The sequence below is a fragment of the Rhizobacter sp. P5_C2 genome (assembly GCF_054049715.1).
This window is the reverse complement of the sequence record NZ_JBFULV010000116.1, coordinates 1-19,622: the sequence shown is the minus strand read 5'-3', so window position 1 is coordinate 19,622 and position 19,622 is coordinate 1. Positions and strand designations below refer to the sequence as shown.

The window sequence follows — 19,622 nt, the reverse complement described above, 5'->3', positions numbered from 1 at the left end:
GAGTCGCTGCGCGGCGAGGCGCTGACCACCGAGGTGCTGGTGCAGTTGCTGCTGCGCCATGGCGAGACGCCGCGCAGCGCACAGGCCCCGCTCGCGGCCGGGCTGCAGCGCCTGCTGCGCGTGCGCGACCACATCCGCGCGCACGCGTCGCGCGACCTGTCGGTCGGCGAACTCGCACGCGAGGCCGGGCTGTCGCGCGTGCACCTGAGCCGCGCGTTCGCGCAGCACTTCGGCGTGCCGCCGCATGCCTACCTGAACGCGGTGCGGCTGGAGCACGCGAAGCGGCTGCTGTGCGCCGGCACGCCGCTGGCGCAGGCCGCGCTGGATGCCGGCTTCGCCGACCAGAGCCACTTCAACCGCCGCTTCAAGGGCGCGACCGGCCTGTCGCCCGGTGCGTGGCTGCGGCAGATGCGCGGCGCCGCGCGCTGAGCGCTCAGCGCAACGGCAACACCGGCGGCGGCTGCAGCACGGCATCGACCAGCGCGGTGTCGAGGTACTCGACCACCTCCTTCAGCCGCCCGTCGACCACGCGGAAGACGAAGCAGTAGTGGTTGTCGTAGCGCTGCCCCGCCTTCGTGCTCACGTGGCCACGGCATTGCACCGCCACATGCTCGCCGTCGGCGATCACGCGCTCGGCGGTGTTGGTGTAGGTGCCCTCGAACTGCGCGAACAGCGGCGCCAGCAGCTGCTCGCGCACCGCCTGCTTGCCGCGCCAGGTGCCGGACCACGCGCTGCTGCCGGCGAGGGTCCAGCAGAAGTCGTCGTCCATCGCGTCGACCAGCGCACGGCCGTTGCCCTGCGCCAGCTGCGCGAAGATGCGCTCGATCAGTTGCCGGTTGGTTTCGGTGATGTCGCTCGTCATGGCGGTCTCGCTGCGTTGCGGTTGAAGGCCGCGAGTGGGCGACCTGGAGCGCACTCCAGATCAAGCGAAACCCGTCAGCGCTTCAGGGTCTTCGGGCGCTTCACGCGGGCGAGCGGCCGGCCTTGCGGGTCCATCGGCGGGCGTTCGCCCTGCGCGATCCAGTCGGCGTAGAAATCGAGCTTGCGGTCGAGTTGTTTCAACGCCGCCTTCCATTCAGCGATGCGCGCCTCGACCTGCGCGCGGTGCGCGGCCAGCACCTCGCGGCGTTGCGGCAGCGTGCGCCGGCCCTGCATCACCAGCGCGGTGTAGGCCTGCATCGCGGCGATCGTCATGCCGGTGCCGCGCAGCCGGTCCATCAGTTCGAGCCAGCCGAGGTGGCGCTCGCTGTAGAGGCGGCGCCGTCCCGCGTCGCGACCGACCCCCGGCAGCAGGCCCTGCTTCTCGTACCAGCGGATCGCGTCGACGCTGCGCCCGCTGCGGGCCGCCAGCTCACCGATGTGCATCAGCAGCGCGGTGTCATCGCTCATCGCTCACCTCAGGTGCGATTGAACCGCATCCCGGCCCGAGGCCTTCACGCGGTACAGCGCCTCGTCGGCCTGCGAGGCCGCGGGCTCCCAACCGTCGAAGCGATCGAAGCCGGCCGACACGCCGATGCTCACCGTGCAGCCGACCCGTTCGCTGCCCACCGCCGCCGGCACCTGCAACCGGCCGATGCCGCGGTGCAGCCGGTCGGCCAGCGCGAGCGCGAGGGCCGGGTCCGCGCCGACGCAGCCGATCAGGAACTCCTCGCCGCCGATGCGCGCGACGAAATCGCCGGCCCGCAACTGGCCCGTCAGTTCGCGTGCGACGGCTTGCAGCACCGCATCGCCGGTGGCATGGCCGAGCGTGTCGTTGATGCGCTTGAAGTGGTCGATGTCGACCAGCAGCAGCGTCAGCGGCGCGGCCTGGCGCTGGTCGAAATGCTGCTTCAGCGCCTGCGCGAGGCCGTTGCGGTTGAACACGCCGGTCAGCGCGTCGCGGGTCGCCAGGTCGGCGAGCTGGCCGTTCAGGCGCAGCAGCATCATCCACACCAGCGTCAGCGCGGTGACCACCGCGGTGACCGAGGCATAGAGGTAGTAGGCCTGGGCCACCGGGCCGTGGAAGGCGACCGGCATGCCGTCGTGCGCGATGTGGGCGCCGCGCAGCAGCGTCAGCGCCGACAGCCCACCGACGATCCCGACCAGCAGCGCCAGCGGCGCGTGCAGCGGAGCGGTCTGCCGCAGGCGCTCGGCGGCGAGGATCCACGCGATCTGCGCATAGAGCAGGCCGATCATCGCGTTCAGCGCGACATGCCGCGCCTGCGCGCCACCGAAGCCCGCCGCGGCGACCTCGGCGCCGAACAGCAGCACCGCCAGCACACCGACCCACAGCGGCCGCAGCGACTTGCGGCCGACGAACTCGCGCACGCCGTCGCCGAACAGCAGCACCGCGAGCATCATCGCGCCGTCGGAGGCGAGGCCGAGCGCATCGACGCCCTGCAGCCCGGCCAGCAGCCGCGCCAGATAGGCCACGCCGAACAGGCCGCTCGCGACCGCCCAGCGGCCCAGCCCCGGCGCGCCCGGCATGCGGACCCACACGAGTGCCATCAGCCCGCCGCTGGCAATCAGGTGGATGGCAAGCATCAGGATGACGGTGGCGGGGTCCATGGCGGTGGCAGGTACGGCGGGGGGGATTGTCGCCACGGATGCGCACGCTTCGTGACACCCTGCCGCCTCAGGCGCCGGCAGCGTGACGAAGCGCGCAGAAGTTTTCGCTTATCGTCTTCGGTCCAACTCACAGGACCCCGATGAACCCGACCCTTCGCACCGTGGTGGCCGCCATCAGCCTGGCCACCGTTGTCCCGTTCGCTGCCGCGCAGACCTTGCCGGCGTTGAGCGACGCGCCCTACCCGGGCGTGATCAGCCTCGCGGTGGATGCCACCGACCTCGATCGCAAGATCTTCCGCGTGCGCGAGACGATCCCCGTCTCGCCCGGCCCGCTCGCGCTGTTCTACCCGCGCTGGCTTCCCGGCACGCATTCGCCGAGCGCGGCGCTTGCGCAGCTGAGCGGCCTGCAGGTGAGCGCCGGCGGCAAGCCGGTCGCGTGGCTGCGCGATGCGGTCGACAGTGCGGCCTTCCACGTCGAGGTGCCGGCCGGGGTGACGTCGCTCGACATCGAGTTCCAGTTCCTGACGCCGCTCGAGCCCGGCAATGAACGGCAGGTCGTCACGCCCGACATGCTCGGCGTGCAATGGAACGCCGTTGTGCTGTACCCGGCCGGCCACGCCGCCGCGAAGATCACCGTGCAGCCCAGCCTGACGCTGCCCGCCGGCTGGCTGGCCGGCACCGCGCTGGAACTGGCGTCGCAAGACACGCCCCCCACCGGCGGCGCGACCTTCTCGTTCAAGGCCACCGACCTCGACACGCTGGTCGACTCGCCGGTGTTCGCCGGCCGCCACCTGCAGCGCCTGGACCTCGACCCCGGCGCGCGCGCCGCCGGCCGGGCGCCGGTGTTCCTGAACGTGGTCGCCGACCGCGCGTCGCAAGGCGTCATCAGCCCGGAGCAGCTGGCGGCGCACCGCGCCCTCGTCACGCAGGCCGACAAGGTGTTCGCGTCGCGCCACTTCACGCACTACGAGTTCCTGCTGGCGCTCAGCGACCAGTTCGGCCGCATCGGGCTGGAACACCACCAGTCCAGCGAGAACGGCGTGAAGGCCGCCTACTTCACCGAGTGGAGCAAGGGTTCGATCGGGCGCGACCTGCTGCCGCACGAGTACACCCATTCGTGGAACGGCAAGTTCCGCCGCCCGGCCGACCTGTGGACGCCGCATTTCAATGTGCCGATGCGCGACAGCCTGCTGTGGGTCTACGAAGGCCAGACGCAGTACTGGGGCGCGGTGCTGGCGGCGCGCTCGGGCCTGGTGAGCGCCGCCGATGCCCGCGACGACCTGGCCGAGACCGCCGCCTTGCTCGACGCCCGCGCCGGTCGCGCCTGGCGCAACCTGCAGGACACCACCAACGAGCCGCTGCTGTGGGCCACGCGCGGCCGCCGCGACTGGACCTCGTGGCAGCGCTCCGCCGACTACTACGATGAATCGCGCCTGGTCTGGCTGGAGGCCGACATGCTGATCCGCGAGCGCTCGAACGGCAAGCGCTCGCTCGACGACTTCGCGCGGGCCTTCTTCGGTGCCGAGCCGAAGCGCGTGCAGCCGCTGACCTACGGCTTCGACGACGTGGTGCGCGAGCTGAACCGCGTGCAGGCCTACGACTGGGCCGGCTTCCTGCGCCAGCGGCTGGACACGCACGAGCGGCCGGCACCGCTGGCCGGCATCGCCGCCGCCGGCTGGAAGCTCGCGTGGAGCGACAAGCCGAGCGAGCACTACAAGGCCCGGATGGCCGCCTACAAGGTGGCCGATTTCAACTACTCGCTCGGCTTCGACATCGGCGAGGCCGCCAAGGTGCGCAACGTGAACTGGGGCAGCCCGGCCTTCGACGCCGGTATGGCGCCGGGCGCGACGCTGCTGGCCGTCAACGGCCGCGCGTACACCGAAGAGCTGCTTAAAGAAGCCGTCACCGCCGCGAAGGACGGCAACCCGGTCGAGCTGCTGCTGAAGTCGGGCGACCTGTACCGCAGCGTGCGCATCGCGTGGCGCGGCGGGCTGCGCTACCCGTCGCTGCAGCGCGTCGACGGCACGCCAGACCGGCTGACGACGCTGTTCGCGCCGCTGCGCTGATCCGGTTCAGGCCGGGGCGGGCTCGCCGGCGAGCTCTGCCGCGACCACCTGCAGGATCTCGGTCGACAAGGCCTCGTCGTCGACCGCGCGCGCCAGCACCTGCGCGCCGATCATCGCGGCATAGGCGACGATCGCGCGCTCGCGGCGCCGCGCCTTGCGCCCGCCGACCAGTGCGCCGATGAAGTCGACCGCGCCGCGCACCCCCGCGGTGAACGCGGCCCGCAGCGCCGGGCCCTGGCGCGCCGCCTCGGCACCGAGCGTCGACATCGCGCAGCCGTTGCCGGGCTCGTCCCGGTGTTCGGCGGACAGGTAGGTGCGCGCCAAGGCGGCCAGCCGGTCCTCGCCCCGCGCGGCCGCATCGTCCACGACCTGCCGCCAGCGCTGCCCCCCTTCGTCGAACACCCGCGAGCAGGCTTCGGCCATCAGGTCTTCCTTCGAGCCGAACTGGCCGTAGAAGCCGCCGTGCGTCATGCCGGCGCCCTTCATCAGGTCGGCCACGCCGATGCCGTCGAAGCCGCGCTCGCGAAACAGCTTCGCGGCCACCGCCAGCACCCGCTCGCGGTTCTGAAGGGCTCGTTCACGACTGACTTTCATGGGGGAAGACCTCTTCTGCGGAATGTCGGGCAAGCTGCCGCTTGACATGATAAATGATGTACATCATATAATCTCAATCATGACGACCGTCATATAAACACCCTGAAAGGACACCGCCATGAACATCCGCAATGCCGTCATCCTCGTGACCGGTGCCAACCGTGGCCTCGGCAAGTCTCTGGTCAAGCAGCTGCTCGCCGCCGGCGCGAAGAAGGTCTACGCCGCCGCCCGCGACCCGGCCAGCATCACGCTGCCGGGCGTCGAAGCGGTCAAGCTCGACGTGACGAACGCGGCCGACATCGCCGCGGCCGCCGCGCGCCTGCAGGACGTGAGCGTCGTGATCAACAACGCCGGCATCACGCGCGGATCGCCGCTGCTGGCGGCCGGCAGTGCGGAGGCGGCGCGCGCCGAGATGGAGACCAATTTCTTCGGCCCGCTGGCGCTGAGCCAGGCCTTCGCGCCGGTGCTGAAGGCCAACGGCGGCGGCGCGATCGTCAACGTGCTGTCGGTGCTGAGCTGGGTCAACATTCCGAGCGCTGCCACCTACAGCACGAGCAAATCGGCCGCCTGGTCATTGACCAACGGCCTGCGCGGCGAGCTGCGCGCACAGGGCACGCAGGTGGTGGGCGTGCACGTCGGCTACATGGACACCGACATGACGAAGGGCCTGGACACGGCGAAGGCCGATCCCGACCAGGTGGCGCAGCAGGTCGTCGACGCGCTCGCGAGCGGCGCCGAAGAGGTGCTGGCCGACGACCTGAGCCGCGGCGTGCGGCAGGGGCTGGCCGCGCCGCGCGGTGTGTACCTGGGCGAGCCGGCGACGGCCTGAAGCCCGGGCCGCTCAGGCCCGCGGCGCCTTCGTCTGCTCGTGCGCGAGGCGCAGCCGGCGCATCAACTCCGCGTTGAGTTCGCGGGTGTGCCGGTTCCAGCGCTCGGTGGCGCGCTCGATCTCGACCTGCAGCCGCGCCGCGAGTTCGGTCTCGCGCTGCACCAGCGCCCAGATCGCGAACTCGGCGCGCGCCTCGAAGCTGCCGAAGCGCGCGACCGTCACCTCGAAGGCATCGCGCGCTTCGCCATGGCGGCCGGCCGCCGCCAGCGAGCGCGCGAGCAGCAGCGACATCTCTTCCTCGCGGAAGCCGGGGTCCTGCGCGCGGATCGCGTTCAGGTGGCTGATCGCCTCCTGCGGGCGCTCGCGCGCGAAGCTCGCGCGGGCGGCGCCGCGGCGGATCTCCAGGTCGGTCGAGAACGGGCCCTTCAGGCAGGCCTCCCATGTCTGCGCCGATTCGTCGAACTCGCCGGCGTCGTACAGCGCGGTCGCGAGCCGCATCTGGTTCTGCGCGGTCGGGGTGTACTCGAACGCGGCGCGGGCGTCGCGCAGTTCTCGCGTCGGGTCGAGCGACTTCACCGCCGCGACGATGGCCTTGCGCGCGCCGCGCTCCAGGCGCGAATCCGGCAGGTAGATCGCCAGGAAATAAACGATGCTGCCGAGCCCGGGGAACGAGAACAGCACGAACAGCCAGTAGGTCTGCTGGCGGCTGCGCACCGCGTGAACCGCGAAAAACAGGGCAATGACGATGTGCAGCCCGAGGCCTGCGATGGGCATGAGCGTCCTCCTCGAATGATTCTGATGGGCGCAAATTGTAGGAAGCCTCGGGCGGCACGGGGGATGGCGGCGCGCGAGAATAGTCACGAACGGCTCCAGGAACCCTCCATGTCCCTTGCTCCCACGCTGCCGGCCGGCCCCCCGGTCCCTATCGCCACCTTGCGCTTCACCGACCCGATCGCCGCGCTGGCGCAGGTGAAGGCCATCTACGAGCAGAGCCTCGCGCAGTTGCGCGGTGCCCTGCACAGCTTCGTCGCGGGCAACGCGCCCACCGAGCACGTGCGGGCCTGCTACCCGTTCGTGCGGGTGCACACCGACACCGTCGCGCGCGCCGACTCGCGGCTGAGCTACGGCTTCGTCGCCGGCCCCGGCACCTACGAGACCACGCTGACGCGGCCCGACCTGTTCAACGGCTACTACCTGGAGCAGTTCCGGCTGCTGCTGAAGAACCACAACGTCGCGCTCGAGGTCGGCGTCAGCGGCCAGCCGATCCCGGTGCACTTCTCGCTCGCCGAGCACGACCACCTCGAAGGCAGCCTGGGCCCCGAGCGCCGGCTGCTGATGCGCGACATGTTCGACCTGCCCGACCTGGCCGCGATGGACGATGCGATCGCCAACGGCACCTACGAGACCAGGCCCGGCCAGTCGCACCCGCTGTCGCTGTTCACCGCGCCGCGCGTCGACTACTCGCTGCACCGGCTGCGCCACTACACCGGCACCGCGCCCGAGCACTTCCAGAACTTCGTGCTGTTCACGAACTACCAGTTCTACATCGACGAGTTCGTGCGCCTCGGCCACGAGGCGATGGCCGACCCGGCGAGCGAGTACCTCGCCTTCGTCGAACCGGGCAACGTGATCACGCGCCGCACCGGCACCGCGCACCGGCCGGGCGACGAGCTGGGCTCGATCCCGCCGCGGCTGCCGCAGATGCCGGCCTACCACCTGGTGCGCGAAGACGGCGCCGGCATCACGATGGTCAACATCGGCGTCGGCCCGGCCAACGCGAAGACCATCACCGACCACATCGCGGTGCTGCGCCCGCACGCGTGGATCATGCTCGGCCACTGCGCCGGGCTGCGCAACACGCAGGCGCTGGGCGACTACGTGCTGGCGCACGGCTACGTGCGCGAAGACCACGTGCTCGACGAAGACCTGCCGCTGTGGGTGCCGATCCCGCCGCTGGCCGAGATCCAGGTGGCGCTGCAGACGGCGGTGGCCGACATCACGCAGCTGACCGGCTACGAGCTGAAGCGCATCCTGCGCACCGGCACGGTGGCCTCGACCGACAACCGCAACTGGGAGCTGCTGCCGCAGCGCACGCCGGAGCGCCGCTTCAGCCAGAGCCGCGCGGTGGCACTCGACATGGAGAGCGCGACGATCGCGGCCAACGGCTTCCGCTTCCGCGTGCCGTACGGCACCTTGCTGTGCGTCAGCGACAAGCCGCTGCACGGCGAGATCAAGCTGCCGGGGATGGCGAACCACTTCTACCGCGAGCGCGTCGACCAGCATCTGCGCATCGGCATGCGCGCGGTCGAGCTGCTGCGGGCGCAGACGGTGGATCAGCTGCACAGCCGCAAGCTGCGCAGCTTCGCGGAAGTCGCCTTCCAGTGAGGTTCAGCCCGCGAGGCGCCGCACGTCTTCGCGCGTGACGTGCAGCGCCTCGTTCGACGCGAGTTGCGCGACCAGGTGGTCCACCGTCGCCCGCACGCGCGGCGCGACCAGCGCGCGGTGCGGGTAGTGCAGCGCCAGTTCGCGGTCACCGGCGACGTGCTCGTCGACGAACAGCGCCTTCAGTTCGCCCGACTTCAACAGCGGCCAGGCCTGCGGCAGCCCGACTTGCACGATGCCCAGGCCCATGCGCGCCGTCTCCACCGCGGCGCCGGTCGAGATCGTCATCACGCAGCGCTCGGGCCACAGGTCGACGGTCGAGCCGTCCGGATCGCGGAAGGTCCACGGCGAAACCTCGCCGCTGAGGAAACGCACCAGCGCAGCGTCATGCGCCGGCAGCTCGGCGCGGCTGCGCGGCACGCCGCGGGCCGCCAGGTAGGCCGGCGTCGCGACCAGCACCATCTCGAGCCGGCCGACCGGGCGTGACACCAGGCCCGAATCGGTGGCACGGCCACCGCGCAGCGCGAGGTCGTAGCCCTGCGCGATCAGGTCGACCTTCCGGTCGTCGAAATCCAGGTCCAGGACCAGCCCCGGGTGGCGCGCCCGCAGCCCCGGCATCAGCGGCAGCACGAAATGCTGGCCGTAGTTGCTGGGGCACGAGATGCGCACCCGCCCGCTCGGTTCGGCGCGCTGCGCCGCGACCGCATCGACCGCCGCATCGAGCGCATCGATCGCGACGCGCGCCCGCTCGAGGAAGGCCTCGCCCTCGCCCGTGAGCCGCTGCACCCGCGTCGTGCGGTTGAGCAGCCGCACGCCGAGCGCGGCCTCAAGCGACGCGACGTTCTTGCTGACCGCCGCCCCCGAGATGCCCAGCGCCTTGGCCGCCGCAGCGAAGCTGCCGCGGTCGGCGGTCTGCACGAACGACAGGATGGCCGGCACCCGCTGCGCTGCGTCCATTCTCAACCTCAGGTTATGAGTTCAGGAACCGGCAACCATCTTACGTTGTCGATGAGCGGCTCGCACACTCCCTCCATCGACATCCCATTGGAGCCTGACATGAGTTCTTCCACCATCGCCATCCTCGGCAACGGCAACGTCGGCACGGCGCTCGCGAAAGGCTTCGCCGCCCGCGGCGACCGCGTGGTGTTCGGCAGCCGCGACACCGGCGGCGAGAAAATCCGCGCGGCACTCGCCGCCGTGCCCGGCAGCACCGCGGCGAGCCTTGTCGATGCCGCCCGGCAGGCCGACAGCGCCGTCATCGCGCTGCCCTGGGCCGCGCTGAAGGCGGCGTTGACGCCGGCCCTGGCCGACGCACTCGCCGGCAAGACGGTGATCGACGCCGTCAACCCGGTCGATTTCAGCTCGGGCCAGCCGGCGCTCGCGCTCGGCTTCACCGACTCGGCCGGCGAGACGGCGCAGCGGCTGCTGCCGCACTCGAAGGTCGTGAAGGCCTTCAACATCATCACCGCGGCCCACATGGTGCAGCCGACGCTGGCCGACGGCGAGCCGGACATGTTCATCGCCGGCAACGACGCCGGCGCGAAGGCCGAGGTCGCCGCCATCCTGCGCAGCTTCGGCTGGCGCAGCGCGATCGACCTCGGCGGCATCGAGCAGTCGCGCTTGCTGGAGCCGCTCGCGATGATCTGGATCCGCTACGGCTTCGGCAACAACCACTGGACCCACGGCTTCAGCCTGCTGAACCGCAAGCCCGCCTGAGGCCGTTCAAGCCGCGCCGAGCACGCTCTTCGGCTCGAGGAAGGCCTCGAGCCCGAACGCGCCGAACTCGCGGCCCAGGCCCGATTGCTTGAAGCCGCCGAACGGCGCGAGCGGCTCGTGGTGCAGGCCGTTGATCTGCACGCGGCCAGCCTGCAGCCGTGCCGCGACAGCCCGGGCGCGCGCTGGGTTCGTCGACGACACGACCGCCTGCAAGCCGTAGACCGAGTCGTTGGCGATCGCGATCGCGTCCTCTTCGTCGCGGTAGCCGATGACGGACAGCACCGGCCCGAAGATCTCCTCGCGTGCGATCGTCATGTCGTTGCGCACGTCGGCGAACACCGTCGGGCGGATGAACCAGCCGCGCGGCAGGCCGTCGGGCCGGCCTTCGCCGCCGACCACCAGCCGCGCACCTTCGGCGATGCCGATCCCGATGTAGCGCTGCACACGATCGAACTGCCGCTGGCTCACCATCGGCCCGATCGCGGTCGATGGATCGGCCGGGTCGCCGACCCGCACCTGCGCCACCGCGTCGCCGATGCGCTGCGCGTACTCCGCCATGCGCGCCTGCGGCACCAGGATGCGCGTGCCGGCGATGCAGGCCTGGCCGCTGTTGATGAAGCCGGCCGCGACGGCGAGCTTCACCGCCTCGCCGAGGTCCGCGTCGTCGAGGATCACGGTCGGCGACTTGCCGCCGAGTTCGAGCGTCACCCGCTTCATCGTCTCGACGCCGGCGCGCAGGATGCCCTTGCCGACCGCCGTCGAGCCGGTGAACGAGATCTTCGCGACATCGGGGTGCGTGCTGAGCTCGGCCCCGACCACGTCGCCACGGCCGTTGACGATGTTGAACACGCCCGGCGGCAGGCCGGCCGCATGCAGCGCCTCGGTGACGACCTGGGTCTGGATCGCGCTCATCTCGCTGGGCTTGATCACCGCGCTGCAGCCGGCCGCGATCGCGGTCGCCAGCTTGTTGCAGATGAAGCCGGCGTTCGCGTTCCACGGCGTGATCAGCCCGACCACGCCGACCGCTTCCATCACGACCTCGGCGCTGCCGATGCGCCGTTCGAGCGGGTAGTCCTCCAGCGTCTGCGCGGCCTGCAGGAAGGCGTCGGCGGCGTACTGCGCGCTCCATTGCGCCCGCGCGACCGGGCAGCCGTACTCGAGGATGGTCGCGTCGCGGATGTCGTCGACGCGCGCCAGCACCGCCTGGTGCAGCCGGCGCAGCATCGCGACCCGCCCGGCCTTCGGGCTGCGCGACAGGCCGGGCAGCGCCCGCTTGGCGGCAGCGATCGCACGCCGTGCGTCTTCGGCGTCGCCCAGCGTGACCTGGCCGATAAGGGCCTCGGTGGCCGGGTTGAAGAGGTCGAAACGCTCCTGGCCGTGCGGGGCCACGAACGCGCCGTCGATGTAGATCCGGGTGATGTCGTGCATGTCGATGTCCTGTGTGATGAACCGATGCAGCGAATCTAGGCGGCCGTCATTGATTTGATAAGCTGGCCAAACCTTCACGACTCGTTCCGGGAATCAGGACAATGCACAAGTCGGGCCTCGTCGAACTGGAAGCGGTGCTGGCGGTGGCGCGGCACGGCAGCTTCCGCGCGGCGGCCACCGACATGGGCATGTCGACCTCGGCCTTGGGCAACGCGGTGGCCGGGCTCGAAGCGCGGCTCGGCGTGCGGCTGTTCAACCGCACGACGCGCAGCGTAGCGCTGTCGGCGGCGGGCGAGCAGTTCGTCGCGCGCATCGCGCCGGCGCTCGGCGACATCCGCGGCGCGATGGAGGCAGTGAACCTGCTGCGCGACACGCCGGCCGGCACGCTGCGGCTGAACACCTCCGTCGGCGCGGCGCGCATCGTGTTCGAGCCGATCGTGCTCGCGTTCCTGAAGCGCTACCCGCAGATGCAGGTCGACCTGGTCACCGAGGGCCGGCTGATCGACATCGTCGCCGAGGGCTACGACGCCGGCATCCGGTTGGCCGAGGCGGTGCCGCGCGACATGATCGCCGTGCCGATGAGCGGCGACATGCGCACGGCCGTGGTCGCGTCGCACGACTACGTGGCGGCACACGGGGGTCGCGGCCACGCCGGGCGACCTGATGAAGCACCGCTGCATCCGCTGGCGCCTCGCGAGCGGCGCGCGCTACCGCTGGGAGTTCGAACGGCACGGCGAATCGATGACGCTGGACGTGCCCGGCCCGATCACGCTGGACGAGCCGTCCTTGATGCGCGAGGCGGTGCACGCGGGGCTCGGCATCGGCTACCTGTCGGAGCTGCATGTCGGCGAGGACCTGAAGCAGGGCCGGCTGGTTCGCATGCTCGACGAGTGGACGCCGCCCTACGCCGGCATCTGCCTGTACTACCCGACGCGCCGGCACGTGCCGGCAGGGCTGCGGGCGTTCATCGACCTCATCCGCGAGGTGATGCGCTCTCCATGAAGTACGGCCGCTCGTCGGCGAACAGCAGCTTGCGGGCCGCGTCGCGCCAGGCCGCCGGCGCCTCACGGCCCAGCAGCACGACGCCGGCCGCATACGCCTGCATGCGCCATTGGAAAGACACCTCGGCGAGCACGCGGTCGGCCACGCCGACATCGCGCGTCTTCTGCAACTGCTCGAAGAACACCCGCATCAGCGCCGCATCGGTCGGCGAGCGGCGCGCGACAACGCCGATGAAGGACTCGATGTCCTGCCCGCCACGCGCCGCGACGGCGGCCGCCAACCACGCGGTGGCATCGTCGACACCGCTGTCCAGCGGCAACGCGATCGCGCGGATGACCAGCTGCTGATCGGCACCGTCGGACGCCGCCGCCAGCCGCAGCAGGCGCGCCTGGCGGTGCGCGGAGCCGGTGGCCGCGGCCTTGATCGCGGCATCGAAGCGGCCGCGCGCCAGTTCGGCGTACTCGGTCGGCAGCGGCTCCTCGGCCGTCGACGTGCCGCTCTCCATCGCCAGTCGGGTCTGCAGCATCGGCGACGCGCGCGTCAGCTCGGCCATGTGCTTCGCGTCGTCCTGCTTCAGGAAACGGCGCAGCCGCGCCTCGTCGATCGCGATGTGCTCGGCCAGTGGCGCGAGCCGCGCGCGCGCTTCGCCGAGCCCGGCCAGGCCGGCGTCCAACCGACCGAAATCGAGCTCGGAATACGCCGCCGCGTAGCCGAACCAGGCGTGCGCCGGCCAGCGCGCGTGGCCGTCGATGAAGGCCTGCCACTTCTGCGGGTTCTCGGTGTCGCAGCGCAGCGCGGCATAGCGCAGGTTCGGGTTGGCGGGCGCGGCGCGGCTGGCGGCCACGTGGCGCGCGCAGACCTCGGCATGCGCTTCGGCCAGCGTGCCGTCCTGCTCGGCCCGCAGCGCGGCCACGTCATCGGGCGTCGCCTTCAAGCGCTCGCGCAGCAGCGCGAGCAATTGCGCATCGTCGCCGACCATGCCGAGCCACTGCAAGGCCGGCGCGCTGCCGCTGGCATCCCAGCGCAGGTGCGTGGCGATCAGCTGGCGGCGCTGCGCATCGTTGGCCAGCGCATTCAGCTGCCGCTCGGGCGAGAGGTCGGCCAAGCCTTGCAGCACGGTGCGCGTGCCGCCGCCGCCCTTCGTGCTGATCGTCTTCGGCGGCTCCTCGAACACATGCGCCGCACCGGTCGACGACCAGCGCGGCGTGCCGAGCATGCGTTCCGGAATGCGCTGCGTGCGGCCGTACACGGCCGTCCACTCGACCAGCGGCGCCGCCGAAGCGACGTTGTAGACGTAGGTGCCGAAGCTGCCCTTCGCATCGGCCTCGAACGATTCGATCAGGGCGCCCTTCGGCGTGCGCGATTCGACCTGCACGAGGTGGCCGGCCGGCAGCGTGATCCGCTGCAGTGCGTTCGGCGCCACCGCCAGCGGGGGGCGTCCTGCCACCGTCACCTGGACCGGCGTGCCCAGGCCGTTGTAGACGACGATCTGCGCATCGCCGACCGAGCCGCCCAGGCCCAGCACGGCGGCGATGATGCCGCCGGCCACGCCGAGCCGCGCCAGCATCGGCAGCGCGCCATCGGCGGTCTGGAAGCGCGCGAGCCAGCCGAGGCGCGTCTGCCGCTCGCGTTCGCGCCCGGCCAGCAGCGTGTCGTAGTTGGTCGGCGCGCGCGAGGGCTCGGGCGCCGCGGCAGCGAGTTCGGGCACCGCCTCGCCGCGTGCGCGGCGGGCGACCAGCGCCTCGGTGCGCAGCAACTGGTCGAGCGCCTGCGAGCGCAGCCGGCCGCAGGCCCCGGCCAGCTGGTCGACCCAGCTGTCGACCACGCCGAGCCAGTCGCCCAGGTTGTCGCCGGTGGTGGGCGGCAGCTTGAACTCGCCCAGCAGCTCGCTCCAGCTCGCGACGCCGAGCTTGTCGCGCAGCGTGCTGTCGAGCAGCAGCGCATCGCGCTGGTCCGACACCCGCTGCAAGGCCGACTGCAGCTGGTTGGCGACGACCACCAGCCGCGCGACGCCGGCCTTCCCGACACGCCGCGTCGCGCTCTCGACCTGCCAGGCGTTGGACAGCAGGCCTTGCGCATCGCGCAGGTTGGCTTCGCTGTGGTCGGCGTAGTGCAGCAACGCCAGCAGGCCGTCGAGGTAGGCGTCCCAGCCGCCGCCGAGCTGCGCCGCCGCGGCGCGGTGCGTGCTGCGGCAGGCCTTGTCGTGCGCCAGCAGGCGCTGCTCGACCTGGCGGTGCTCGCGCTCGACGGTCTTCAGCAGGCCCGGCAGCTCGCCGTGCTTCAGCGTGCGGTCGCGGTGGCGGATCACGCCGCCGGGGGCCTTCAGCGCACCGGACTTCAGCGCGCGCAACTGGGCCAGCTCAAGCGCCAGTTCACGCAGCCGCGCCACGTCGTCGAGCAGCGATTCGGGGTAGAGCGCTGCCAGTTCGGACGGCGTCGCGCGCTGCAGCGCCGGATCGACCAGCTCGGCCGCGCTCTTCACGCTGCGCGTGACCGAGCGGCCGAGGTACACGCCGCGGTAGCGGCCCTGCAGGCTTTCGCGCGCGAACTGCTCGTCGAGCGCCTGCAGCGAGTCCTCGATCGGCAGCGGCGCGAGCTTGGTCTCGCCGATCAGCTGCGCCGTGACGCGCTCGCGCAGGCCCGGCGCATCGTCGAACAGCGCCCACGCGCTGCGGTCGTCGAACGGCGCGGCCACGTAGTGGCGCTTCGCGTTCGCCTCGCGCTCGTGGTTCAGCGGGTGCGTGAGCCACATGCGCGGCGGCTGCGCGACCTCGGCCTTGAACAGGCGGTGCTGCTGCGGCTTGTCGGCCGGCAGCGCCGGCACGCGGTGGTACTGCGGGTCGTTCAGCACCTGGCCCATGCGTTGCATCACGCGCGACTGGATCGCGAAGGCATCGCGCGTGACGCGCTCCCTGGCGTGCTCGCTGCCGATGAAGCCGAGCGTGCGGTCCCACGAGTCGTCGGCCGCCTGCAGCTTGTGCAGCGCGTGGATCAGCGCATCGCTGCCGGTCAGCGACACCGCCACCAGGTCGGCCTGCATCTCCATCTCGCGCGACAGCGCGCGCTGCACCAGCAGCACCGCCGAGAACGCGCTGTCGACCAGCGAGCGGATCGCCCAGACGATCACGCCGAGCACCCAGCCGACCCAGGCGATGCGGATGTCGAAGCGCGACAGGCCTTTCAGGAAGGCATCGAGCTTGTCGCGCCGCGCGACCAGGTGGCCGGCGATCTGCTGCGCGACGTAGACCCAGCGGCCGACCGCCATCGACTTCTGCGCGAAGTGGCCGAACTCGTGCGCCAGCACGGCACGCATCTCGCCCAGCGTGACGGCGTTGACGAGGCCGAGGCCGATCTCCAGGTTCTTGCGCGACGGCATCACGAGGTTCAGCACCGACAGGTCGTAGAACACCGCGGCGTTGACGCGCGCCGACAGGAACACCTTGTGCGGCCGCGGCGCGCCGGCGCGGTCGGCCAGCTTGTGCAGGAACTCGAACAGGCGCGGCTGTTCGGCCGCGGTGATCTCGAGGGTGTTGTCCTGCGAGCCCTGCTTGACGAAGAAGATGGCCTTCAGCATGAAGACCGCGAGGAAGGCCGCGCAGCCGCCGATCACCCAGCCCCAGACGGCGCTGCCGGACGAACTCTCGGTCCCGAGGGTCAGGCGCCAGGCGGTGAACAGGAACCAGCCTGCGAGACCGAGGTACAGCAGCATGAAGGCCGCGAGCGCGGCGACGGCCAGCCAGGCGTGGCGCTTGTACGCGGCGCTGGGCCGGGCCAGCTTGGCGACCAGCTTGGCCGGTGGCGCCTTGATCGGTGAACTCATTCCCTCGTCCCTGTGACAGGCCTCACGGCCGCTGGCGCGGATGGTAGGGGAAGGGGGCATGCCGGGCGAGGGCATATCACTCGAAACAGTCACTTCAACGGTTGTTGAAATCCTAAGTTACAGTGAAACTATTCGATAATTTTACCCGAACTGATATATTCAGCACCCGTTGAAACTGGCACTTTGAGTGAAATATGACGCCGCACGAAGTCGAAACCGGGTGGCCCGACGCGCTGCGTCAACTGCTGGCAGCATCGCCGATCGTTGCCGACCTCACCATCGACGCGCGTCCGCGGGACGGCGGCCCCGATGGCCATGCCGAGTTCAGCATCGACGGCACGCCGTGCCACCTGATCATCGAAAGCAAGTCGTCCGGGCAACCTCGTCAGGTGCGAAATGCGATGGGGCAACTCGGCCCGGCGCTGCTTCGAGCCACCGGCCTGACGCGCGGCCTGGTGGTGGCGCCCTTCATCTCGCCGGCCTCGCGCAGCTTGCTGGAAGAAAGCAACATCGGGTGGCTCGACTTCGCCGGCAACGCCCGCATCGTGTTTCCTCGCCTCCATCTGGAGATCCACAAGGCGGACCGCGATCCTTTCGCGACGAAGCGCGAGCAACGTTCCCTGTTCTTTCCGAAGTCCGCCCGGTTGCTCAAGTTGTTGCTGCACAAGCCTTTCCTGCCATGGAAGGTCGTTGAATTGGCGGGCCAGGCGGGTGTGAGCATGGGCCAGGTCAGCAACGTCCGGCGCGCATTGATCGAGCGGGAATGGGCGTCCGCCGAATCGGGCGAAGGTTTTCGACTCACGCAACCCGATGCACTCCTCGATGCATGGCGAGATGACGGCTTGCACGCTCCCAGCGTCGCATTGCGCGGCCACACGCTGATGCATGGGCGCGCCCTCGAAACCGCCATCGAAGAAGTCTTCGTCGAAGCCGCCCGGCATCAATCGCACGTGCTGCTCGCGTCCCACTCCGTGGCCCGACGTCTGGCGCCGTATGCACGCGTGGCGGGCGAGTTCTTCTATGCGGCGCCCGTCGGGATCGAATTGCTCAAGAAGCACCTGGCGATCTCACCCGTCGACAAAGGCGAGAACGTGACCGTCTTCCGTCCGAGCGACGAAGGCCTGTGGAACGAGACCTCGGATCTGGGCACTCAGTCTCAAGGAACCGGCCCGATCCAGACCTACCTCGACCTGCTGTCCACGGGAGAACGCGGTCGCGAAGCGGCCGCCCATTGGCGGGCCGAGAAGATCCAGCCCCTGTTCAGCAAGGAACCGTGATGGAACCCCGCTCAGCCAACGACTACGACGATGCGGGCTCGCAGGCGGTGCATTCGGTGCTGCTGGAGATCGGCCAGATCCTCGGAGCGTACCTGGACCGCTTCGTCGTCATCGGTGGCTCCGTGCCATGGCTTCTCTGCTCATGCCTCGCGAGGCGGAATTCCAGCGCAACAAGCCGCCGCCGCTGGCCAATTTTGCAGTCCAGAAGCCGGATGGTGCCGGGGTGGCCATGCGCTCGTCGGACGCGACAAGCACAAGGATGCCTACGACATCTACTTCTCGGTGCGCCAGTTCGAAGGCGGACCCGATGCGCTCGCCGAAGCCTGCAGACCCCTGCTCGACGATCCGGTGGCGCTCAAGGGGTTCAAGTGCATTGCAAGCAAGTTCACCGATGGAACGGCCTATGGGCCTGTGACCGTGCGTCGGTTCCTGGATGACTCGGCCGCGTTGGGCGGCATGACGCCGGACCAGGTCCAGCTCGACGCATTTCGCCAGGTCAAGGCGTGGCTGGATCGGCTCGGCATGTGATCGGAGGACAGCGCCCGCTCAGCGCTTGGCAAGCGTCGCGCGACAGGCCTCGCTAAATTCGGCCGCGTGCGCCTTCACGCACTCGCGCACGGCACTCCCTTTTGCATCGCCGCAGATTCTCTTCACCTCGGGCCCGCAGGTCGATGCGGTGTCGATCGCCGACTTGCAGGCCGGCGCCAGTTCGGCCTCGTGCGATTTCAGGCACTCGACGATGCGCCCGCCGCCGGGCTGCGTCGACTTGCAGAACTTCGCGTGGTCGGCCTTGCAGGCCTGGGCCATCGGGTTGGCGTCGCGCGCGGCGGCAGCGCCAGCCAGCACGAGCAGCGACAAGGACAGCAGGAGGGGCGTCGTCTTCATGGGAGGGTCTCCAGGGCATCGATGGCCGGATTGAAACGCCGAAGCACCGCGCCGCCACGCCGCACGCATGACGAATTGCGACAGCACTGAAATGTTCGCGCTGCCCCGCTGCGCGAACCGTAGACTGCCGCTCCATGAAGCCGCTGGTCCTGATGGTCGACGACGATGCCGAGCTGTCCGGCATGGTGTGCGAGCTGCTCGAGCGCGAAGGCTGGTCGGTGCACGCGGTGCTGACCGCCGGCGATGGCGAGCGTGCGCTGTCGCAAGGGCAGCCCGATGCGGTGCTGCTGGATGTGATGCTGCCGGACGCCAATGGCTTCGACGTCTGCCGCCGCTGGCGCGCGGCGCACCCCGGCCTCGGCATCGTGATGCTGACGGCGCGCGGCGACCCGATGGACCGCGTGCTCGGGCTGGAGATCGGCGCCGACGACTACCTGCCGAAACCGTTCGAGCCGCGCGAACTCGTCGCCCGGGTGCGCGCGCTGCTGCGCCGCCAGGCACCCGGCCGGGCCGACGCGCCGCAACTGCGCTTCGACGGCCTGACGATCGACCTGCTGAAGCGCGAAGTGCGGGCCGGCAGCGCCGCGATCGCGCTGACCAGCGTCGAGTACAAGCTGCTGACCGCCCTCGCGCGCACGCCCGGCCGGCCGCTGACGCGCGAGCAGCTCAGCGACGCGGTGCAGAGTGGCGGCTACAAGCCGCTGGACCGCACGGTGGACGTGCAGGTCGCGCGGCTGCGCCGCAAGCTGGCCGAGGCCGCGCCGGGCAGCGCATGGATCGACACCATTCGCGGCGAAGGCTACGTCTTCGTGCCGCGCGGCTGAGTTCGTGCGCCGCTTCGACAGCCTGTTCGCCCGCCTACTGATGGCGCAGCTCGGCCTGGTGCTCGCGCTCACGCTGGTGTTCGGGTTGCTGTTCTACATCGAGCGCAACGTGACGGTGGCGGTGCTGTACGCGGAGCGCTGGGCGCCGCACCTGGCGGCGGCGGTCGGGCTCGCACCGCCGGTGGCGGACGCGCTGGCCGTGCAGCAGCGCGACGACGCCCCACCCGAAGCGCGGCGCACCGTGCGCAACGC

18 protein-coding genes and 1 pseudogene are annotated in these 19,622 nt (G+C 70.6%); 10 read left to right on the top strand and 9 right to left on the bottom strand.

Translation table 11 applies throughout. The features are described 5' to 3' along the window. Window positions 1-429, top strand: a 429-nt coding sequence (locus ACXJLU_RS28355; RefSeq protein ID WP_457336777.1) for a helix-turn-helix domain-containing protein, incomplete at its 5' end; no start/stop codon positions are given. A gap of 4 nt (window positions 430-433) precedes the next feature. Here ACXJLU_RS28355 and ACXJLU_RS28350 read toward each other — a convergent pair. The 3 genes from ACXJLU_RS28350 to ACXJLU_RS28340 all read right to left on the bottom strand — a co-directional run bounded on the left by ACXJLU_RS28350 (window position 434) and on the right by ACXJLU_RS28340 (window position 2,547). Continuing rightward, the gene (locus ACXJLU_RS28350) at window positions 434-862 is read right to left on the bottom strand and encodes a nuclear transport factor 2 family protein (protein ID WP_457336775.1); all 429 of its coding nucleotides are present in this window, start codon (window positions 860-862) and stop codon (window positions 434-436) included. 74 nt (window positions 863-936) lie between these two features. Beyond that, complete coding sequence (locus tag ACXJLU_RS28345; RefSeq protein ID WP_457336773.1) at window positions 937-1,389, bottom strand: MerR family transcriptional regulator; 453 nt, start codon at window positions 1,387-1,389, stop codon at window positions 937-939. A 3-nt stretch (window positions 1,390-1,392) separates the two neighbouring features. After that, window positions 1,393-2,547, bottom strand: coding sequence for a GGDEF domain-containing protein (locus tag ACXJLU_RS28340; protein ID WP_457336771.1), 1,155 nt, complete (start codon window positions 2,545-2,547; stop codon window positions 1,393-1,395). Between the two features lie 140 nt (window positions 2,548-2,687). Between ACXJLU_RS28340 and ACXJLU_RS28335 the strand changes: the two genes are divergently transcribed. Continuing rightward, window positions 2,688-4,613, top strand: coding sequence for a M61 family metallopeptidase (locus ACXJLU_RS28335; protein ID WP_457336769.1), 1,926 nt, complete (start codon window positions 2,688-2,690; stop codon window positions 4,611-4,613). A gap of 6 nt (window positions 4,614-4,619) precedes the next feature. On the opposite strand, the gene ACXJLU_RS28330 is transcribed toward ACXJLU_RS28335, so the two are convergent. Then, entirely contained in the window at window positions 4,620-5,207 is a 588-nt protein-coding gene (locus tag ACXJLU_RS28330) for a TetR/AcrR family transcriptional regulator (RefSeq protein ID WP_457336767.1), read from the bottom strand. 118 nt (window positions 5,208-5,325) lie between these two features. On the opposite strand from ACXJLU_RS28330, the gene ACXJLU_RS28325 reads away from it, so the two are divergent. After that, window positions 5,326-6,036, top strand: coding sequence for an SDR family oxidoreductase (locus ACXJLU_RS28325; protein WP_457336765.1), 711 nt, complete (start codon window positions 5,326-5,328; stop codon window positions 6,034-6,036). Between the two features lie 12 nt (window positions 6,037-6,048). Here the strand turns inward: ACXJLU_RS28325 and ACXJLU_RS28320 are convergent, their stop codons facing one another. Next, window positions 6,049-6,810 carry a tetratricopeptide repeat protein gene (locus tag ACXJLU_RS28320; RefSeq protein ID WP_457336763.1) on the bottom strand — a complete coding sequence of 254 codons (762 nt, stop codon included), beginning with the start codon at window positions 6,808-6,810 and terminating at the stop codon, window positions 6,049-6,051. 108 nt (window positions 6,811-6,918) lie between these two features. Here ACXJLU_RS28320 and ACXJLU_RS28315 point away from each other — a divergent pair, with 108 nt between their 5' ends. Next, a complete protein-coding gene (locus ACXJLU_RS28315; protein ID WP_457336761.1) occupies window positions 6,919-8,421 on the top strand; it encodes an AMP nucleosidase in 1,503 nt (500 codons plus the stop codon). Window positions 8,422-8,424: 3 nt separating this feature from the next. Here ACXJLU_RS28315 and ACXJLU_RS28310 read toward each other — a convergent pair whose 3' ends face one another. After that, window positions 8,425-9,375, bottom strand: coding sequence for a LysR family transcriptional regulator (locus tag ACXJLU_RS28310; protein ID WP_457336759.1), 951 nt, complete (start codon window positions 9,373-9,375; stop codon window positions 8,425-8,427). 99 nt (window positions 9,376-9,474) lie between these two features. Here ACXJLU_RS28310 and ACXJLU_RS28305 point away from each other — a divergent pair, with 99 nt between their 5' ends. Continuing rightward, the gene (locus ACXJLU_RS28305) at window positions 9,475-10,134 is read left to right on the top strand and encodes an NADPH-dependent F420 reductase (RefSeq protein ID WP_457336757.1); all 660 of its coding nucleotides are present in this window, start codon (window positions 9,475-9,477) and stop codon (window positions 10,132-10,134) included. Window positions 10,135-10,140: 6 nt separating this feature from the next. Here ACXJLU_RS28305 and ACXJLU_RS28300 read toward each other — a convergent pair whose 3' ends face one another. Next, the gene (locus ACXJLU_RS28300) at window positions 10,141-11,562 is read right to left on the bottom strand and encodes an aldehyde dehydrogenase family protein (RefSeq protein WP_457336755.1); all 1,422 of its coding nucleotides are present in this window, start codon (window positions 11,560-11,562) and stop codon (window positions 10,141-10,143) included. Window positions 11,563-11,663: 101 nt separating this feature from the next. Between ACXJLU_RS28300 and ACXJLU_RS28295 the strand changes: the two are divergent. Beyond that, a pseudogene (locus tag ACXJLU_RS28295) lies at window positions 11,664-12,564 on the top strand (LysR family transcriptional regulator). Here the strand turns inward: ACXJLU_RS28295 and ACXJLU_RS28290 are convergent. Next, the gene (locus ACXJLU_RS28290; protein WP_457336753.1) at window positions 12,536-16,384 is read right to left on the bottom strand and encodes a M48 family metallopeptidase; all 3,849 of its coding nucleotides are present in this window, start codon (window positions 16,382-16,384) and stop codon (window positions 12,536-12,538) included. The pseudogene ACXJLU_RS28295 and the gene ACXJLU_RS28290 overlap by 29 nt on opposite strands. A gap of 194 nt (window positions 16,385-16,578) precedes the next feature. Between ACXJLU_RS28290 and ACXJLU_RS28285 the strand changes: the two genes are divergently transcribed. Together ACXJLU_RS28285 and ACXJLU_RS28280 are read left to right on the top strand one after the other, a co-directional pair. After that, window positions 16,579-17,661, top strand: coding sequence for a type IV toxin-antitoxin system AbiEi family antitoxin (locus ACXJLU_RS28285; RefSeq protein WP_457336751.1), 1,083 nt, complete (start codon window positions 16,579-16,581; stop codon window positions 17,659-17,661). 282 nt (window positions 17,662-17,943) lie between these two features. After that, window positions 17,944-18,189 carry a hypothetical protein gene (locus ACXJLU_RS28280; RefSeq protein WP_457336749.1) on the top strand — a complete coding sequence of 82 codons (246 nt, stop codon included), beginning with the start codon at window positions 17,944-17,946 and terminating at the stop codon, window positions 18,187-18,189. An 18-nt stretch (window positions 18,190-18,207) separates the two neighbouring features. On the opposite strand, the gene ACXJLU_RS28275 is transcribed toward ACXJLU_RS28280, so the two are convergent. Continuing rightward, the gene (locus tag ACXJLU_RS28275; RefSeq protein WP_457336747.1) at window positions 18,208-18,546 is read right to left on the bottom strand and encodes a cysteine rich repeat-containing protein; all 339 of its coding nucleotides are present in this window, start codon (window positions 18,544-18,546) and stop codon (window positions 18,208-18,210) included. A 134-nt stretch (window positions 18,547-18,680) separates the two neighbouring features. On the opposite strand from ACXJLU_RS28275, the gene ACXJLU_RS28270 reads away from it, so the two are divergent. Together ACXJLU_RS28270 and ACXJLU_RS28265 are read left to right on the top strand one after the other, a co-directional pair. After that, a complete protein-coding gene (locus tag ACXJLU_RS28270; protein ID WP_457336745.1) occupies window positions 18,681-19,370 on the top strand; it encodes a response regulator transcription factor in 690 nt (229 codons plus the stop codon). Window positions 19,371-19,374: 4 nt separating this feature from the next. Further along, window positions 19,375-19,622: hypothetical protein (locus ACXJLU_RS28265; RefSeq protein ID WP_457336743.1), on the top strand; the 248-nt coding region annotated here is incomplete at its 3' end.

What these genes read in the sequence shown, in the direction of transcription:
- ACXJLU_RS28350 (WP_457336775.1), bottom strand. Translation starts at nt 862, where the DNA reads ATGACGAGCGACATCACCGAAACCAACCGGCAACTGATCGAGCGCATC.
- ACXJLU_RS28345 (WP_457336773.1), bottom strand. Translation starts at nt 1,389, where the DNA reads ATGAGCGATGACACCGCGCTGCTGATGCACATCGGTGAGCTGGCGGCC.
- ACXJLU_RS28340 (WP_457336771.1), bottom strand. Translation starts at nt 2,547, where the DNA reads ATGGACCCCGCCACCGTCATCCTGATGCTTGCCATCCACCTGATTGCC.
- ACXJLU_RS28335 (WP_457336769.1), top strand. Translation starts at nt 2,688, where the DNA reads ATGAACCCGACCCTTCGCACCGTGGTGGCCGCCATCAGCCTGGCCACC.
- ACXJLU_RS28330 (WP_457336767.1), bottom strand. Translation starts at nt 5,207, where the DNA reads ATGAAAGTCAGTCGTGAACGAGCCCTTCAGAACCGCGAGCGGGTGCTG.
- ACXJLU_RS28325 (WP_457336765.1), top strand. Translation starts at nt 5,326, where the DNA reads ATGAACATCCGCAATGCCGTCATCCTCGTGACCGGTGCCAACCGTGGC.
- ACXJLU_RS28320 (WP_457336763.1), bottom strand. Translation starts at nt 6,810, where the DNA reads ATGCCCATCGCAGGCCTCGGGCTGCACATCGTCATTGCCCTGTTTTTC.
- ACXJLU_RS28315 (WP_457336761.1), top strand. Translation starts at nt 6,919, where the DNA reads ATGTCCCTTGCTCCCACGCTGCCGGCCGGCCCCCCGGTCCCTATCGCC.
- ACXJLU_RS28310 (WP_457336759.1), bottom strand. Translation starts at nt 9,375, where the DNA reads ATGGACGCAGCGCAGCGGGTGCCGGCCATCCTGTCGTTCGTGCAGACC.
- ACXJLU_RS28305 (WP_457336757.1), top strand. Translation starts at nt 9,475, where the DNA reads ATGAGTTCTTCCACCATCGCCATCCTCGGCAACGGCAACGTCGGCACG.
- ACXJLU_RS28300 (WP_457336755.1), bottom strand. Translation starts at nt 11,562, where the DNA reads ATGCACGACATCACCCGGATCTACATCGACGGCGCGTTCGTGGCCCCG.
- ACXJLU_RS28290 (WP_457336753.1), bottom strand. Translation starts at nt 16,384, where the DNA reads ATGAGTTCACCGATCAAGGCGCCACCGGCCAAGCTGGTCGCCAAGCTG.
- ACXJLU_RS28285 (WP_457336751.1), top strand. Translation starts at nt 16,579, where the DNA reads ATGACGCCGCACGAAGTCGAAACCGGGTGGCCCGACGCGCTGCGTCAA.
- ACXJLU_RS28275 (WP_457336747.1), bottom strand. Translation starts at nt 18,546, where the DNA reads ATGAAGACGACGCCCCTCCTGCTGTCCTTGTCGCTGCTCGTGCTGGCT.
- ACXJLU_RS28270 (WP_457336745.1), top strand. Translation starts at nt 18,681, where the DNA reads ATGAAGCCGCTGGTCCTGATGGTCGACGACGATGCCGAGCTGTCCGGC.